This is a genomic window from Polaromonas sp. CG_23.6, assembly GCF_029892315.1.
GTDB lineage: Bacteria > Pseudomonadota > Gammaproteobacteria > Burkholderiales > Burkholderiaceae_C > Polaromonas.
Genome location: NZ_JARXUY010000001.1, coordinates 1,675,036 through 1,692,471 on the forward strand (window position 1 = coordinate 1,675,036; position 17,436 = coordinate 1,692,471).

The following is a 17,436-nucleotide window of genomic DNA, read 5'->3' on the forward strand; positions in this document are numbered from 1 at the left end:
TTCAGCCTGTTATTTGGCCGCATTTGAAACGGCTGAACCGGCGCGCTGCACGTCCTGGCCAATGCCACGAACCGTGTTGCAGCCGGACAGTGCAAAGGTGGACAGCAAAGCGGCTGCAATCAGGAGTCTTGCGGTGATTTTTTTCATTGGGTATTCCTTTGGGGTAGCGTCAGACAAATTTGCGGATATCGACAAAATGCCCATGCACGGCTGCTGCCGCCGCCATGGCAGGGCTGACCAGGTGGGTGCGGCCGCCGGCGCCTTGTCGGCCTTCAAAGTTGCGGTTGCTGGTGGATGCACAGCGCTCGCCCGGCTCCAGCCGGTCGGCGTTCATGGCCAGGCACATCGAGCAGCCGGGTTCGCGCCACTCAAAGCCGGCGGCGATGAAAATCTTGTCCAGGCCTTCGCGTTCGGCCTGTTCCTTGACCAGGCCCGAACCCGGAACCACCATCGCCAATTTGACGTTCTTGGCGACCTTCTGGCCAATTTTTTTCACCACGGCGGCGGCTTCGCGCATGTCTTCGATGCGGCTGTTGGTGCATGAGCCGATGAACACCTTGTCGATGTACAAATCGTTCAGCGCCTTGCCAGGCTCCAGACCCATATAAGCCAGGGCGCGTTCGATGGCGCCGCGCTTGTTGGCGTCCTTTTCCTTTTCCGGGTCGGGTACCCGGCCTTCTATCGAGAGCACCATTTCGGGCGATGTGCCCCAGCTCACCTGAGGCAGGATCTGGCGGGCATCAAGTTCGACAACGGCATCAAATGTGGCGTCCGCGTCGGACTGCAGCGTGCTCCAGTAGCGCGCGGCCAGTTCCCATTCAGGGCCGCCGACGAACTGGCCGGTCTTGGGGTCGGTGCCCGGGGACAGCAACCGGCCCTTGAGATACTCGATCGTTTTGGTGTCCACGGCGACCAGGCCGGCGCGGGCACCGCCTTCAATCGCCATGTTGCAGACTGTCATGCGCCCTTCCATGCTGAGGTCGCGGATGGCCGAGCCGGCAAACTCAATCGTGTAGCCGGTACCGCCCGCCGTACCGATTTTGCCGATGATGGCCAGCACGATGTCCTTGGCGGTCACGCCAGGCGCGCACTTGCCTTCGACCTTCACCAGCATGTTCCTGGCTTTCTTGGCCAGCAGGGTTTGCGTGGCCATCACATGTTCGACCTCGCTGGTGCCGATGCCGTGGGCCAGCGCACCGAATGCGCCGTGAGTTGAGGTGTGCGAGTCACCGCAAACCACGGTCATGCCGGGCAGGGTGGCGCCATTCTCGGGGCCGATGACATGCACGATGCCCTGGCGCCGGGACATGAAGGGAAAAAAGGCCGCGGCGCCAAATTCCTTGATGTTGCTGTCCAGTGTGAGGATTTGCTCCTTGCTCACCAGGTCCGTGATGCCGTCGTAGCCGAGTTCCCAGCCGGTGGTCGGCGTGTTGTGGTCTGCGGTGGCGACGATGGAACTGATGCGCCAGACCTTGCGGCCGGCTTCGCGCAGCCCTTCAAAGGCTTGCGGACTGGTCACTTCGTGGACCAGGTGGCGGTCAATGTAGAGAATTGAGGTGCCGTCTTCTTCGGTATGAACGACGTGCTCGTCCCAGATTTTGTCGTAGAGTGTGCGTCCCATGGATTTTCCTTCGTGGTCTTTTGGTGATTTTAGGGGCAGGACGCTTGGCTCGAAAGGTGGTCGACCAACAAACGAGCAGTTAGCGGCAGGGTTGAAAAATCTCGCGCCACCAGTTCGATCCGGCGGTTTGCCCAGTCGTCCAGCAAGGTTATGGACTCCAGTTCGCCCACGCCATGCATCAGTTCAAAGGCGCGCTGCGGCATCACGCCGACGCCCAAGCCGTTGTGGATCATGCGGCACATTGCATCCAGGCCAGTGACATGGATGCGCAGCTTGATGGTGCGGCCGAGTGCCGCCGCTGCCTGGCGCATCGCCAGGTAAATCGAACTGTTCGAATGCAGCCCAACCTGGTCATGGTCCAGCGCCGCTTCGAAATGGAGCGCTTTTTGCGCCAGCAGCGCATGCCCCTTGGGAACGATCAGCACCAGCTTGTCGTGGCGGTAGGGCCGCGCCTGCAACGCTCCAAGGCCATTGGCGGTATTGCACACGCCCAAATCAGCTGCGCCTTCCTGAACCGCCCGGATTACTTCCGTGCTCAGGTGCTCTTCAAGGTCGATCTTGATTTCAGCGTGATGGCGTATGAAATCGCCCAGGTCTTCGGGAAGGAATTGCACGATGGCCGAGATGCTGGCATGGACTCGCACATGGCCGCGAACGCCGTCGGCATATTCACTCAGTTCACCCTGCATTTTTTCCAGGCTGAACAGCACCGAGCGCGCATGGTGCAACAAACTTTCCCCCGCCGGCGTCAGGTCGACGCCCCGCGTGTGGCGGTAGAGCAGCGGCGTGCTCAGCAGGGCTTCAAGGTCGCTCAGTCGTTTGCTAACCGCAGAAGCAGCAATGAATTCACGTTCCGCTGCCTTGCCAATGCTGCCCAGCTCACACACGGCAACAAAGAGCTGAAGCGAGGTCAGGTCAATGCGGCGGGCAAAATTGCGTTCAGAGCTTTTGATGGACATGGAAATAGGTTCCATCGCATATCGCGATGGATATCGATTTTGCTACAAGGATATTGGTTTTGTCATCGCTTTTGAAGATGGGGAGCCTATCGACCTGAGATTTTTTAAAAATCTGTCGGACAGCTTGAAAATATGATGATTCAGGCAGTAACCGCATACCAGTAAAGAATAGTCTGCTATCAAAATAGAGATTTTTTTATAAAAAAGCCCGCCGAGGTGACCCTCGGCGGGCTTTTGCTAAAACCTGACTAACAACCGTTATTAACGCTGTGCCATCGGCTTGACTTCACGCGTCGTGGAACCAACGAAGAGCTGACGTGGACGGCCGATCTTGTACTCGGGATCGCCGATCATTTCGTTCAACTGGGCCATCCAGCCGACATTGCGGGCCAGTGCAAAAACGGCGGTGAACAGCGGCACGGGAATGCCGATGGCGCGCTGCACGATACCCGAGTAGAAGTCCACGTTGGGGTAGAGCTTGCGGGAAACAAAGTAGTCGTCTTCCAGCGCAATTTTTTCCAACGCCATGGCCAACTTGAACAACGGATCGTTTTCAAGACCCATTTCCTGCAGCACTTCCTTGCAGGTTTCCTGCATCAGCTTGGCGCGCGGGTCATAGTTCTTGTAGACGCGGTGGCCAAATCCCATGAGCTTGACGCCAGAGTTCTTGTCCTTGACCTGTTTGATGAATTCGCCGATATTCTCGACGCCGCCGTTCTTCTGGATGTCGCCCAGCATGTTCAGCGCTGCTTCGTTGGCACCGCCGTGCGCTGGCCCCCAAAGGCAGGCGACGCCGGCGGCAATGGCCGCGAACGGGTTGGTACCCGACGATCCGCACAGGCGAACCGTGGAGGTCGATGCGTTTTGTTCGTGGTCCGCATGCAGGATGAAGATGCGGTCCAGCGCGCGCTCAAGCACAGGGTTGACCTTGTACTCTTCGCACGGTGTGGCAAACATCATGTGCAGGAAATTGCCGGCGTAGCTCAGGTCGTTGCGCGGGTACATGTAGGGCTGGCCAACGGTGTACTTGTACGCCATGGACACCAGTGTCGGCATCTTGGCAATCAGGCGAATCGCGGCAATGTCGCGGTGCTCCGGATTGGTGATGTCGGTGCTGTCATGGTAGAACGCAGACAGCGCGCCAACCAGGCCGGTCATGATGGCCATTGGATGTGCGTCTCGACGAAATCCCCGCAGGAAGAACTGCATCTGCTCGTTGACCATGGTGTGGTTGGTCACGCGGCCGACAAAAACCTTTTTCTGTGCAGCATCCGGCAGTTCGCCGTAAAGCAACAGATGGCAGGTTTCCAAATAGTCGCAATTGGTCGCTAGCTGTTCGATGGGGTAACCACGGTACAACAATTCACCCTTGTCACCATCAATATAGGTAATGCCCGACTGGCAAGCAGCCGTTGACAGGAAGCCCGGGTCATAGGTGAACATGCCGGTCTGGGCATACAGCTTGCGGATGTCCACAACGTCCGGACCTACGGTACCTTGGTAAACCGGCAGGTCCACGTTGGGGCTGCCGTTGCTGAAGGACAGGGTGGCTTTGTTGTCAGCTAACTTCATGTTCGTTTCTTTCTCTCTTGTCAGAGGAGGAGTTAGGGGGCCGCAGCATGCTTATAACTTCAAGTGCTTCGGGAGTGGAGGCACTTGCCTTGGCAAGTGCCTCTGAAAGTTGCTCAGGCTCCTTACGTCTGAGCAACAGGTCAAGCAAGTCGTTGTCAGACAAATCCATTAGATCATTCAAGCCTTTAGCCTGCCTGACATTGAGCGTGACTTCGAAAGTCTGAAAGAATTTTTCAATCAGCAGGTCGTTCTCCAGCAGGCCCCGGCGGCAGCGCCACCGCAGCTTGCTCAAGCTTCGCTCATCGAGCAGATCGTCGGTCATTTCCATCGGCCTGTAATTCAACTCAATGTCAGACCGTGCGCAAAATCATCATTTCCTTGATCTTGCCGATGGCTTTGGCCGGATTAAGGCCTTTGGGGCAAACATCAACGCAATTCATGATGGTGTGGCAGCGGAACAGGCGGTATGGGTCTTCAAGGTTGTCCAGCCGTTCAGCGGTAGCTTCATCACGGCTGTCGGCCAGGAAACGATAAGCTTGCAACAAGCCGGCCGGACCTACGAACTTGTCAGGATTCCACCAAAAGCTGGGGCATGCCGTGGAGCAACTGGCGCACAAAATACATTCGTACAGGCCATTGAGTTCGTCGCGCTCTTCCGGGCTTTGCAGGCGCTCGGTCTGTGGCGGCACGTTGTTATTGATGAGGTAAGGCTTGATCGAGTTGTACTGCTTGAAGAATTGTGTCATGTCAACAAACAGGTCGCGCACTACCGGCAAGCCAGGCAACGGCTTGAGCACGATGGTGCCCTTCAGCGTGAGCATGTTGGTCAGGCAGGCCAAGCCGTTCTTGCCATTGATGTTCATGGCATCAGAGCCGCAAACACCTTCGCGACAGGAGCGGCGAAAGGAAATAGTGGGGTCCTGCGCCTTGAGCTTCATCAACGCATCGAGCAGCATGCGCTCGCTGCCGTCCAATTCGACCTCGATGGTCTGCATATAAGGTTTGGCGTCGGTATCAGGGTCGTAGCGGTAAATTTGAAAAGTACGTTTGGTCATGGGAATTCCTGCTTGTATTTTTAGAAGGAGCGAACTGTCAAAGGTATGGATTCAACCGTCAAGGGTTTCATTTGCACCGGCTTATACGCCAAGCGGTTGTCTTCGCTGTACCAAAGAGTGTGTTTGTGCCAGTCGGTGTCATTGCGGCCGTTCGGATGTGCCGGTGTGTCTCCGTAGTCGTCTACGGAGTGGGCGCCGCGGCTTTCGTGGCGCGCTGCAGCAGAAATGATGGTGGCTTCAGCGGCTTCGATCAGGTTCTCGACTTCCAGTGCTTCAATGCGCGCGGTATTGAAAATCTTGGACTTGTCTTTCAGGCCGATTGCATTGACGCGCTTGCGCAGTTCCGCAATTTTGGCCACACCTTCATCCATGACGGCCTGGGTTCGGAACACGCCGGCATGCTGCTGCATGGCTGCACGGATGTCGTTGGCGACGTCCTGCGCGTATTCGCCAGTGGTTGCATTGTCCAGGCGTTCAATGCGGGCCATGGTTTTGTCTGCAGCATCAGCAGGCAAGGGCTTGTGCTCGGCATTGGCCTGGTTGAATTCAACGATGTGGTTGCCAGCAGCACGGCCGAAGACCAGCAAATCGAGCAATGAATTTGTTCCCAGGCGATTGGCACCGTGTACGCTTGCGCAAGCGCACTCGCCAACAGCGTACAGGCCGTTGACCACCACGCTCTTGTTCTCGGCGTTCTGCGTGACGACTTGACCATGGATATTGGTCGGGATGCCGCCCATCTGGTAATGGATGGTCGGCACGACCGGAATTGGTTCCTTGGTGATGTCGACGTTGGCAAAGTTGTGGCCAATCTCGAACACCGAAGGCAGACGCTTCATGATGGTCTCTACGCCCAGGTGGGTCATGTCCAGGTTGATGTAGTCTTTGTTGGGGCCGCAACCTCGGCCTTCCTTGATTTCCTGGTCCATGCAGCGAGACACGTAATCACGCGGCGCCAAGTCCTTGTAGGCTGGCGCATAACGTTCCATGAAACGCTCGCCGTTGCTGTTGCGCAAAATGGCGCCTTCACCACGGCAGCCTTCGGTGAGCAGCACACCGGCACCGTGCACGCCTGTCGGATGGAACTGCCAGAATTCCATATCTTCCAGTGGAATGCCAGCGCGTGCGGCCATGCCCAGACCGTCCCCAGTATTGATAAACGCGTTGGTGGAAGCTGCAAAAATTCGGCCAGCGCCGCCGGTGGCAAGCAGCGTGGTCTTGGCTTCAAAAATATGCACGTCACCGGTTTCCATCTCGATGGCGGTAACGCCTACGACATCACCCTCGGCATCGCGGATCAGGTCCATTGCCAGCCATTCAACAAAAAAGCTGGTTTTTTCCTTGACATTTTGCTGGTATAGCGTGTGCAGCATGGCGTGACCAGTGCGGTCGGCGGCAGCGCAGGCGCGCTGAACCGGCTTTTCGCCGTAGTTGGCGGTGTGGCCACCGAACGGACGCTGATAAATCGTTCCGTCGGGATTGCGGTCAAACGGCATGCCCATGTGCTCCAGGTCATAGACAACCTTCGGTGCTTCGCGGCACATGTATTCAATCGCATCCTGGTCGCCCAGCCAGTCGCCACCCTTGACGGTGTCGTAAAAATGGTAGTGCCAGTTGTCTTCGGACATGTTGCCCAGCGAGGCGCCAATGCCGCCTTGCGCCGCCACAGTGTGCGAACGGGTTGGGAACACTTTTGACAGCACGGCAACGTTCAAGCCAGCACGTGCCAGTTGCAGTGAAGCGCGCATGCCGGAGCCGCCGGCACCGACAATGACAACATCAAATTTACGCTTGGGAAGTTGGGAGGTAGCAGTCATATTCTTATAAATCTTGGAAGCTGGAAAATGCCAGCGTTGACCTTGGGGAAAGGCTGCGGATCAAAGGCGCCACAGCACCTGGATACCCCAGCCTGCGCAGGCGATCAGCCAGAAGATGGTGAACACCTGCAGCAGCAAGCGCAGGCCTACCGGTTTGATGTAATCCATCCAGATGTCGCGCATGCCTACCCATACATGCTGAAGCATGGCAATGATGACCGCAAAGGTAAGAACCTTCATCCATTGGGGGGAAAAGATCCCGGCCCACTGGTCATAGCCCATAGGTCCCTTGCTGAAAATGACTTGCCCCAGCAGCAGCAGGGTGAAAATGGCCATGAGAGCCGCAGTGATGCGTTGGCTCAGCCAGTCGCGGGTGCCGTAATGAGCGCCGACAACGATGCGCTTTGAGCCGTAATTGACAGACATGATTTTTTTCCTTGATCAGAATGGAGGCAACGCTGGCTCTGCTAGCGCAGCAACCAGCCCGCGCACTTTTTAGTAGAGTCCGAACAGCTTGGCACCCAGCACCAGCGTGAGGCCAATGCTGACGATCAGCGTGAAGGCGGCTGATTGCTTGCCAAAAGTCTTGCTGACGGCTTCATGGCTGCTGTCCATCCACAAATGCCGGATACCCGCCAGGAAATGGTGCAGGTAAGCCCAGATCAGTGCCAGGGCCACCAGTTTCCAGAGCACGCCTGGCAAACCAAGCATGCCCGCATTGAAGGTGGATTTGAAGCGGTCAAAAGAGATGTCTGAAGAAATCGACGTATCAAACATCCAGATGATGAAAGGCATCAGCAGAAACATAATGGCTCCGCTAACACGGTGCAGGATCGAAACAATTCCGGCCAGCGGCAGTCGGTAGCTTGGCAGGTCAGTAAAGGCATTGATGTTGCGGAACTCTGGCCGCTTGGGGCGTGGTGTAGATGCCAGCTCTGTCATTTTTATGGGCTTTCGTGGTGGTAACCGGTTGGTAACTCAGCGGATCATGACTGTCCGTCGATCATTTTAATTCTATTGCAATGCAGCAAATTTATTTGCAAAGCGTTGCCTTTTTGGGGCAATGCTGCTAGCTGAGCACATTTTTATAGTGATGGGTGTCGGTTCGGTACAGGCCCCGGCGCAACTCCATCGGGATGTCGTTGTAGGTGTAAGCAATGCGTTCGACGCTCAATAGCGGTTCGCCCTGCTTCACATCCAGCAGCCTTGCCGCCACCGTATCGGCTGCGATGGCACGGATTTTTTCTTCGGCACGGACCATATGGACGCCAAACTCGGTTTCGAATAACGCATACATGGGCCCGCCGTAGACCGCCAGGCGGCTGGCAGTCAGACCTTTGAAAGGGCCGCCCGGCAGCCAGACGTCCTCGACAATCGTGGGCGTCCCCTGGAATGACAGCACCCGGCGCAACTGAAGCACGGCGTCGCCGGTTCGCAGTGCCAAAGGGCGGGCGATGTCAGCCGTGGCCCGAATCCGCTTGCAGTCAACTATCTGGCGTTCCGCCGGGCCTTCGCTGCTGGTGTCACCGTTGTCCGGCATCAGCCGAAGGAAACGGTATTGCACCTGCTGCTCGGCGTGGGTGGCAACGAAGGTTCCCTTGCCCTGGCGACGGATCACCAGGTTTTCTGCGGCAAGTTCGTCAATGGCTTTTCGAACGGTTCCCTGACTGACGCGAAAGCGCGCAGCGAGTTCCATCTCGCTTGGAATCAGTGCGCCAGGCTTCCATTCAGCCGCTTGCAGTCCTTTGAGGATCAGTACCTTTATCTGCTGGTACAGCGGGCTGAATGCCGGGGTCTGTCCCGCAGGCGCGACGGTCTCCTGCTCGGCAGCTGCCATTGAGGTATCGGGTATTGAAGAATTGGTATTTGTCATACAGCAAATTTGCGCAGCGACCTGTGATCATGGGGCGCAGCGCCTGAGCCGGACATGAAAATATGCCTTGATCATATCTTATATAAGACATAAGACAAGTTGACCTGACGCGATTTTCAAGCGTAAAATCCCGGGTTGTGCATCGTACGGACCTTGTTTGTTGATTTTGTTAGAAAAGACGCTGCTCTCATGGTCCGGCAAAGCTTGAATTTGCGACGCAAACCCTGTGTCATTTTCTGTCCAATCATTTTTTAACCTTCCTTGGAGTTGTCAGTCATGAGCAAAAAACCCGTACGTGTTGCAGTTACCGGTGCTGCCGGTCAAATCGGTTATGCGCTGCTGTTTCGCATTGCCTCGGGCGAAATGCTTGGCAAGGACCAGCCGGTGATTTTGCAATTGCTTGAAGTGCCAGTAGAAGGCCCGCAAAAAGCGCTTAAGGGCGTGATGATGGAAATCGACGATTGCGCGTTCCCGCTGCTGGTTGAGATGACTGCCCACAGCGACCCGATGACCGCCTTCAAGGATGCCGATTACGCCTTGCTGGTCGGCTCGCGTCCGCGCGGCCCTGGCATGGAGCGTGCCGAGCTGTTGGCTGTCAATGGCGCGATTTTCACGGCACAGGGCAAGGCACTCAATGACGTTGCCAGCCGCGACGTGCGTGTGCTGGTGGTTGGCAACCCCGCCAACACCAATGCCTATATCGCCATGAAGAGCGCGCCTGACCTGCCACGAAAGAACTTCACCGCCATGCTGCGCCTGGACCACAACCGCGCTGCCAGCCAGATCGCTGCCAAGACCGGCAAGGCCGTGGCCGACATCGAAAAATTGACGGTCTGGGGCAACCACTCGCCCACCATGTACGCCGACTACCGATTTGCCACCATCAACGGTGAAAGCGTCGCCCAGATGGTCAATGACCAGGAATGGAACGCCAATACCTTCCTGCCGACCGTTGGCAAGCGCGGCGCTGCCATCATTGAAGCGCGCGGTTCCTCATCGGCTGCATCGGCTGCCAACGCCGCCATTGACCACATGCGGGACTGGGCGCTCGGCACCAATGGCAAGTGGGTCACGATGGGTATTCCATCCGATGGCCAATACGGTATTCCAAAGGACACGATGTTCGGTTTCCCCGTGACCTGCGAAAACGGTGAATACAAGATTGTTGAGGGCCTGGAAATTGATGCATTCAGCCAGGAACGCATCAACAAGACGCTGGAAGAGTTGCAGGGCGAACAAGCCGGCGTCGCACACCTTCTGTAATAGCCAGCCGGAAAATCGGGGGGCGTTGTCAATATCGTTGCGATGCCCACCCAACTCCCGAGCCATTGGTCATCGTCCCCAGAACCAAGTTTATTCAATGACACATCCGCGCGAAGTTCTCCTCGGCGCTCAGGCCGCAGCGGCTTTTTTGCCCGTTTGCGACCATTACAGCGGTGTGGAAGCGCGGATGCGCAAAAGCTTGCAGTTGCAGGCAGAAATGATCGAGGAGTTCGGCGCCTGCGTGTTCGACGTGACACTGGACTGTGAAGATGGCGCGCCGGTCGGCGGTGAAGCCGACCATGCCGCCATGGTGGTGTCGCTCGCCGCATTGGCTGGCGACAAGGCCCGCGTCGCCGTTAGGGTGCATGCAGTTGGCCACCCGGCTTTTGACTCTGACATGGCCGTTATTGCCGGAAAACTTGGCAACCAGCTCTCACACATCATGGTTCCCAAGGTGGAATCCATCGATGACGTGATCAAGGCCGAGCAAGCGCTGCTGGCTGCATCGGCCGGGAATTTACCCCTGCATGTGCTGATCGAGTCCCCCCTTGCCGTTCGCAATGCCTTTGACATTGCCGCACACCCCCGCGTCCAGTCGCTCAGCTTTGGCCTGATGGACTTTGTCTCCAGCCATGGTGGCGCGATTCCTGCCGATGGCATGGACAGCCAGGGCCAGTTCACCCATCCGCTGGTCGTGCGCGCCAAACTTGAAATCGCTTCCGCCTGTCATGCTTATGGCAAGGTGCCTTCACATTGCGTGGTGACGGAATTCAACGATGCCACGGCCATGACGCTCGCCGCGCGGCGAGCCTCGCGTGAACTGGGCTACACCCGAATGTGGAGCATTCATCCAAATCAGATACGCTTCATTTTGGCGGCTTTTGCCCCAAGTGAGGATGAAATTGGAAATGCTACAAAAATAATAGCTGCTGCTGCCCTTGTGGATTGGGCTCCCATTAGTTTTGATGGTAAATTGCATGACAGGGCGAGTTATCGCTATTTTTGGCAGGTGCTGGAGCGAGCCCACCAGACGGGCCGCACCCTGCCGCCTGACGCTCAAACTTATTTTACGGATGCTCCTGGATGAGCGCCAACCCAATGACGAGGAATCGTATGAAAACCCAACCCTTCGCCACCCTCGCCGCCGCTTTGGCTGCTGCTTTCCTTCTGGCCGCTGCGCCTATGGCACAGGCAGAGACTGACAAGACGTCTGACAAGGCGGCGCCCGGCAAGACAAGCGCTACCAAGCCTGCGGCCAGCAAAACTGCAGCAGCCAAGGCCGACAAGCCAGCGGTTAAAAAGAAGGCTGAAAAGAAGCCGAAGGTTTCTGCCAGCCGTACCAGCCTCAAGAGTGCTGCCGTCAACGTGGCGGCCGGAATCCAGGCTGCCGAGGCCGCCATGACACCAACTGAACTGGCAATTGCCGAACGAGTGCAAGTGGGCAAGATGCCGTGCGAACTGGGCGCTTCGGTCACGCTGACCGCCGACGCCAAGAATCCCGGTTACTTCGACATGCAAGGCAAGAACTTCAGTTACCGCATGTTTCCAGTGGCCACTTCCACCGGTGCCATTCGTCTGGAAGACCAGAATGCCGGCGCTGTCTGGCTGCAACTTGCCAATAAATCGATGCTGATGAGCCAAAAGCAGGGCATTCGTCTGGCGGACGAATGCGTCAGTCCTGAGCAAATGATCGTGGCGCAGAACCTTAAATTGCATCCGCCCGCCAGTATTCTGGATGCGCCTCCAGTGGTGGCCAATCCGGTCCCGGCCCAGTAAAGCGTTTTTCTTCTCGTCGCCACGATTTCTTATAACTTCAATCTGAGGGTAGCCATGTCATCCGAGTTTCTGCCAACCTACCGCAACCATGTTGCCGAACGTGCTGTTTTGGGTATTCCACCGTTGCCTTTGACTGCCCAGCAAACCGGCGAGGTCATAGAACTGCTGAAGAACCCGCCCGTAGGCGAGGACGTTTTTCTGCTCAACCTGATCACCCACCGCGTACCGGCTGGCGTCGATGCCGCCGCCAAGGTCAAGGCCAGCTACCTGGCTGCCGTGGCGCACGGCACTGAAAAATCTTCACTGCTTTCGCGTGAAAAAGCCACGCAACTGCTGGGCACCATGCTGGGTGGCTACAACATCAGCCCCATGATTGCGCTGCTTGATGACGCCGATGACAGCGTTGCAGCGCAAGCGGCCAGCGGCCTGAAAAATACCTTGTTGATGTTCGACCAGTTTCATGACGTGCAGGAAAAGGCCGAAAAAGGCAACCACTTCGCCAAGGCTGTGCTGCAAAGCTGGGCCGATGCCGAATGGTTCACCAGCCGCCCTGAAGTGCCTGAATCGATCCAGCTGACTGTGTTCAAGGTCGCTGGCGAAATCAATACCGACGATCTGTCGCCCGCACCCGACGCCTGGAGCCGCCCCGACATTCCATTGCATGCACTGGCCATGCACAAGAATGCCCGTCCCGGCGTCACGCCAGAAGAAGACGGCAAGCGCGGTCCGGTCAAGTTCATTGAGGAACTCAAGGCCAAAGGCAATCTCGTGGCCTATGTGGGCGACGTGGTCGGCACCGGTTCTTCGCGCAAGTCCGCCACCAACTCGGTGTTGTGGTTCACCGGCGAAGACATTCCCTTTGTGCCGAACAAGCGTTTTGGCGGCGTCTGCCTGGGCAGCAAGATTGCCCCGATTTTCTACAACACCATGGAAGACTCGGGCGCATTGCCAATCGAACTTGATGTGTCGCAAATGAACATGGGCGACGTGGTCGAACTGCGCCCCTACGAAGGTAAAGCACTGAAAAACGGCGAAGTGATCGCCGAATTCAAGCTCAAAAGCGACGTGTTGTTTGACGAGGTGCGCGCTGGCGGCCGCATTCCGCTGATCGTCGGTCGTGGCCTGACAGCCAAAGCCCGCGCCGCGTTGGGCTTGCCTGTGTCAACGCTGTTCCGCTTGCCGCAAGACCCTGAAGCCACCGAGCGTGGCTTCACGCTGGCGCAAAAGATGGTCGGCCGCGCGGTCGGCTTGCCGGAAGGCCAGGGCGTTCGTCCCGGAACCTATTGCGAACCCAAGATGACCTCGGTCGGCTCGCAGGACACCACCGGCCCGATGACCCGCGATGAGTTGAAAGACCTGGCCTGCCTCGGTTTCTCGGCTGACCTGGTCATGCAGTCGTTTTGCCACACCGCCGCCTACCCCAAGCCGGTCGATGTGAAGATGCACCACGAACTGCCTGACTTCATGAGCGACCGGGGCGGCATTCCGCTGCGTCCGGGCGACGGCATTATCCACAGCTGGCTTAACCGCATGCTGCTGCCCGACACCGTCGGCACCGGCGGCGACAGCCACACGCGTTTCCCCATCGGCATCAGCTTTCCGGCCGGCTCCGGCCTCGTGGCTTTCGGCGCGGCTACCGGCGTCATGCCGCTGGACATGCCCGAGTCGGTGCTGGTGCGCTTCAAGGGCGAGATGCAGCCCGGCATCACGCTTCGTGATCTGGTCAACGCCATTCCGCTGTACGCCATCAAGGCCGGCTTGCTGACCGTGGCCAAGCAGGGCAAGGTCAACATTTTCTCGGGCCGCATCCTGGAAATCGAAGGGTTGCCAAACCTGAAGGTCGAGCAGGCGTTTGAATTGAGCGATGCGTCGGCCGAGCGGTCTGCCGGCGGCTGCACGGTGCACCTGAACAAGGAACCGATCATTGAGTACATCACCAGCAACATCACCATGCTGAAGTGGATGATTGCCACCGGTTATTCGGATGTGCGCACCATCAAGCGCCGCATTACCGCGATGGAAGCCTGGCTGGCCGACCCGCAATTGCTCAAGGGCGATGACGACGCAGAATACGCCGCCATTATCGAGATTGACCTGGCTGACATCCACGAGCCCATCGTGGCTTGCCCGAACGATCCGGACGATGTAAAAACCCTGGCTGATGTCGCCGGCAGCGTCATCGACGAAGTGTTCATTGGCAGCTGCATGACCAACATCGGCCATTTCCGCGCCGCGTCCAAGCTGCTCGAAGGCAAGCGTGACATTCCTGTCAAGCTGTGGATGGCGCCACCGACCAAGATGGACGCCAAGCAACTGAGCGAAGAAGGCCATTACGGCGTGCTGGGTTCTGCTGGCGCGCGCATGGAAATGCCCGGCTGCTCGCTGTGCATGGGCAACCAGGCGCAGGTGAAGGAGGGCGCTACCGTGTTTTCGACCTCGACACGCAACTTTCCGAACCGTCTGGGCAAAAATTCCAACGTCTACCTGGGTTCCGCCGAACTGGCCGCTATCTGCTCCAAGCTGGGCCGCATACCGACCCGGGCCGAGTACATGGCCGACATGCAGGTATTGACAGCGTCAAGCGCCCAGGTGTACCAGTACCTGAACTTTGACCGGGTCAAGGACTACACCGACATGGCAGATACGGTGAAGGATGGCGTGCCGGCATAAGCCCTTCAGGGCCAGGCAGCCGAAAAAAAGCCCCGTCACGAAGGTGACGGGGCTTTTTTATGTCTGTGGTCCGAGCACATCAGAACAAAGTCCGGTTCAGGCTACCCCGCCTGAGGCACACACTCAGCGCGTCGACCGGGTATTGCCCGGCATTCCGGACTGCTTCAGGTAGCGGTAATAGTCGCTGTCAGTGGTCATGATCATCACGGAATTCTTGTTTTGCCCTTCCTTGTAGGCTTCCAGGGTGCGGGAGAACGCGTAAAACTCGGGATCGGCGTTGTAGGCCTCGCCATAGACGCGGGCGGCCTCGGCATCCGCCTTGCCCCGGATTTCCTGGACCTTGCGATAGGCGCTGGACCGGATTTCACTCAGTTCTTTGCCCATGGTACCGAGAATCTCGGCGCTCTGACCTTCACCTTCCGAGCGGAACTGCGCGGCAATGCGCTTGCGTTCCGAGATCATCCGTGAATAGACTCTTTCACGCACGCTTTCCACATAGTCAAGGCGCTTGATGCGCACATCCACCAGCTCTATTCCATACTGCGGCATGATTTTTCGGGCTTCCATCAGGATGGTTCGTGTGATCTCCTCGCGTCCACGCGAGACCTGCTGTTTCAGCTGCTCCTGCACCTCTGCCGGTGCTTCTTCGACCGCCTGTCCAGCGGGCGCTTCCCATGAGGCGCTGCGGACCAGTTCCACCAGTTCGCTGCCCGACACCTGATCGCGCACCACTGAATCGATGATGTCGTCCAGGCGGGAGCGAGCGCCTGTCTCTGTGGCAACGCTTTCGAGGAAGGTCGTGGCATCGGCAATGCGCCAGCGTGCCGTTGTGTCTATCCAGATGAACTCTCGCCCTTTGGTGGGAATCTGGTTGGGTGCACCGTCCCAGATCAACAGGCGCTTTTCAAAAAGTCGAACGTCCTGGATGAAGGGGATCTTGATGTGCAGCCCGGCTTCGGTGACGGGTTTTCCGACAGGCCGCCCGAACTGGACGATCACTGCCTGCTTGCCCTCTTCCAGGGTATAAAAGGTTCCCGAGAAGGCGATGATGGCCGTCAGAACCAAGGCCCCCAATCCGATGGTGATTGATTTCTTCATGGCAGTTTTGCTCCTTTGATGGCTTCTGGCAGCCTGCTTGCGCCGCTTGTGGGCACAGGTAACTGGCCCCCATCCATGCTAATCAGCGGCAGCATGGCACGCTGCTCGCTATCGACGATATACACGGCTTTCGCGTCCGGCAGGATGCTGCCCATGGCTTCCAGATAAAGCCGGCTGCGGGTGACTTCAGGCGACTTCTTGTAATCGGCAAGAATGGCCTTGAAACGCGTTGCTTCGCCCTCGGCGCGGTTGACCCGCTCGACGGCGTAGCCTTCGGCTTCGGTGACCGTCTGGACCGCCTCTCCACGCGCCTTGGGAATCTCGCGATTGGCTTGTTCCTGCGCCTGATTGATGGTTCGCTCTTTGTCCTGGCGCGCCTCATTGACTTCGTTGAACGCGGGCTTGACGCTGTCTGGCGGCGTCACATCTTGAAGCTCCACCGTCACCAGCTGGACTCCCGTGCCATAGGCCGTAAGGATTTTTTGCATCTCCTCTTTGACCTTTAGGGAAATACCGACCCGGCCGACAGTCAGTACATCGCTGCCCAAACGGTTGCCAACCACCCGCCGCATGACGGCCTCGGCTGTGTCCCGTATCGTCTGTCGCGATTCCCGCACCTCGAAAAGGTAGCTGGTCGGGTCTTCAATCCGGTACTGGACAATCCACTGCACATCGATCACGTTGAGGTCGCCGCTCAACATCAGCGACACTTCCTTGTAAGGGTTGTTGTTGGCGGCATACTGGGTTCGCGCACCACCTGGACCGCCGGCATCGGTCGTGACGAAGCCAAACTCCTCTTTCAGCACGCGGGCTGTAGGCACCATCCGGACTTTCTCGATCCCGCTGGGGAACTTGAAATGCAGTCCGGGACCGACCGTTCGGTCCACTGCGCCAAAACGCTGGACGATCCCGGTTTCCTCGGGTTGCACCGTGAACCAGCTCGTGGCGAAAAAGAACAAAAGCAATACCCCGGCGGCAATCATGCGAATCGATCTGCCGCCGAGCCCGGCGGCACGTTTTCGCAAGGCGGCGACAACATCTTCGGGGTCATAAGTGGGCATGGTTTTCCTTTCAGGAATGCGTGAGATGCCGCACGGCATGGCCGTGGCCCATCTCGAGAGGTAAAGAGAATCTTGAACGGCGCCGCATTCTTGTTGATGCGATGGCGCTGTCAGCGACCCGTCCAGCGCCTGGCGCCTGTCACGGGAGTCGGCAGTTCCTGGCCGAGCGGATTGCGGGGATTTGAGCGCGTGCGTCAGGCGCAGCGTCGGGGTGATGACCTTGTTGCCGGTCTGGGGCAAGCGGTCTGTGTTGTCCATCACCCATGGAAAAATCCAGCTTGCTCGACACTTTTACGTCTGTAAGCGAGGTGATGGTTTGTACTTTATTGTAAGTGCAGGTACCCCAGCAGTCCGTTTGGCCCTGAAAAGCCGTTCAACGCATGTTGATTTTCGACTGGCTGATCAGCCCGTTGAAAACAGCTGATTGCCTTCCTGGACAGGAACGCTGCGTTGTTTGCCACCAGGCTCGGCAACATAAAGCCTTTTTGGCTGGACAGACATGCGCGCCGCTCGCGACATGCTCAACTGTGACGCGAAGGTAGTAAAAGCACAGCTGAATCAAACCGCCAACGGCCTTGCTTTCATGCGCTGATCAATCAGGTCAATCGACGTATGACGTGGAAAATTTGATTTTCAAGCTCAAGCATGCAGCGCACAAGCCTGGTTTTTGC

At 57.6% G+C, this 17,436-nt stretch carries 16 protein-coding genes; 4 read left to right on the forward strand and 12 right to left on the reverse strand.

Features of this window, described 5'->3' with window-relative positions:
• Positions 1-9: 9 nt before the first annotated feature.
• The 10 genes from H4V98_RS07920 to H4V98_RS07965 form a co-directional block, all read right to left on the reverse strand.
• Positions 10-147 (reverse strand): entericidin A/B family lipoprotein, encoded by a 138-nt coding sequence (locus H4V98_RS07920; protein ID WP_196861722.1) that lies wholly within the window; start codon positions 145-147, stop codon positions 10-12.
• A 22-nt stretch (positions 148-169) separates the two neighbouring features.
• A complete protein-coding gene (gene leuC / locus H4V98_RS07925; RefSeq protein WP_196861723.1) occupies positions 170-1,621 on the reverse strand; it encodes a 3-isopropylmalate dehydratase large subunit in 1,452 nt (483 codons plus the stop codon).
• Positions 1,622-1,650: 29 nt separating this feature from the next.
• Positions 1,651-2,574 carry a LysR family transcriptional regulator gene (locus H4V98_RS07930; RefSeq protein WP_196861840.1) on the reverse strand — a complete coding sequence of 308 codons (924 nt, stop codon included), beginning with the start codon at positions 2,572-2,574 and terminating at the stop codon, positions 1,651-1,653.
• A gap of 267 nt (positions 2,575-2,841) precedes the next feature.
• Positions 2,842-4,152: a citrate synthase gene (gene gltA, locus H4V98_RS07935; RefSeq protein ID WP_196861724.1), complete on the reverse strand. Its 1,311-nt coding sequence runs from the start codon at positions 4,150-4,152 to the stop codon at positions 2,842-2,844.
• Positions 4,139-4,480 carry a succinate dehydrogenase assembly factor 2 gene (locus tag H4V98_RS07940; protein WP_196861725.1) on the reverse strand — a complete coding sequence of 114 codons (342 nt, stop codon included), beginning with the start codon at positions 4,478-4,480 and terminating at the stop codon, positions 4,139-4,141. Before H4V98_RS07940 ends, gltA begins: the two co-directional genes overlap by 14 nt.
• Positions 4,481-4,502: 22 nt before the next feature.
• Positions 4,503-5,207, reverse strand: coding sequence for a succinate dehydrogenase iron-sulfur subunit (locus tag H4V98_RS07945; protein ID WP_196861726.1), 705 nt, complete (start codon positions 5,205-5,207; stop codon positions 4,503-4,505).
• 20 nt (positions 5,208-5,227) lie between these two features.
• On the reverse strand, positions 5,228-7,024 hold the full coding sequence (gene sdhA / locus H4V98_RS07950; RefSeq protein WP_196861727.1) for a succinate dehydrogenase flavoprotein subunit: 1,797 nt from the start codon (positions 7,022-7,024) through the stop codon (positions 5,228-5,230).
• Between the two features lie 60 nt (positions 7,025-7,084).
• A complete protein-coding gene (sdhD, locus tag H4V98_RS07955; protein WP_196861728.1) occupies positions 7,085-7,450 on the reverse strand; it encodes a succinate dehydrogenase, hydrophobic membrane anchor protein in 366 nt (121 codons plus the stop codon).
• A gap of 69 nt (positions 7,451-7,519) precedes the next feature.
• Entirely contained in the window at positions 7,520-7,966 is a 447-nt protein-coding gene (gene sdhC, locus H4V98_RS07960) for a succinate dehydrogenase, cytochrome b556 subunit (protein WP_196861729.1), read from the reverse strand.
• A 127-nt stretch (positions 7,967-8,093) separates the two neighbouring features.
• Positions 8,094-8,861 carry a GntR family transcriptional regulator gene (locus H4V98_RS07965; protein ID WP_231374331.1) on the reverse strand — a complete coding sequence of 256 codons (768 nt, stop codon included), beginning with the start codon at positions 8,859-8,861 and terminating at the stop codon, positions 8,094-8,096.
• A gap of 312 nt (positions 8,862-9,173) precedes the next feature.
• On the opposite strand from H4V98_RS07965, the gene H4V98_RS07970 reads away from it, so the two are divergent.
• From H4V98_RS07970 to H4V98_RS07985, 4 genes are all read left to right on the forward strand, one after another.
• Entirely contained in the window at positions 9,174-10,160 is a 987-nt protein-coding gene (locus H4V98_RS07970; protein WP_196861731.1) for a malate dehydrogenase, read from the forward strand.
• Positions 10,161-10,257: 97 nt separating this feature from the next.
• Positions 10,258-11,247 (forward strand): CoA ester lyase, encoded by a 990-nt coding sequence (locus H4V98_RS07975; protein WP_196861732.1) that lies wholly within the window; start codon positions 10,258-10,260, stop codon positions 11,245-11,247.
• Positions 11,248-11,273: 26 nt separating this feature from the next.
• The gene (locus H4V98_RS07980; RefSeq protein WP_196861733.1) at positions 11,274-11,936 is read left to right on the forward strand and encodes a hypothetical protein; all 663 of its coding nucleotides are present in this window, start codon (positions 11,274-11,276) and stop codon (positions 11,934-11,936) included.
• A 54-nt stretch (positions 11,937-11,990) separates the two neighbouring features.
• Entirely contained in the window at positions 11,991-14,606 is a 2,616-nt protein-coding gene (locus H4V98_RS07985; RefSeq protein ID WP_196861734.1) for a bifunctional aconitate hydratase 2/2-methylisocitrate dehydratase, read from the forward strand.
• Between the two features lie 123 nt (positions 14,607-14,729).
• Here the strand turns inward: H4V98_RS07985 and hflC are convergent, their stop codons facing one another.
• Both hflC and hflK read right to left on the reverse strand, forming a co-directional pair.
• Positions 14,730-15,704 (reverse strand): protease modulator HflC, encoded by a 975-nt coding sequence (hflC, locus tag H4V98_RS07990; protein WP_196861735.1) that lies wholly within the window; start codon positions 15,702-15,704, stop codon positions 14,730-14,732.
• Positions 15,701-17,023 (reverse strand): FtsH protease activity modulator HflK, encoded by a 1,323-nt coding sequence (gene hflK / locus H4V98_RS07995; protein ID WP_231374340.1) that lies wholly within the window; start codon positions 17,021-17,023, stop codon positions 15,701-15,703. Before hflK ends, hflC begins: the two co-directional genes overlap by 4 nt.
• Positions 17,024-17,436 lie beyond the last annotated feature (413 nt).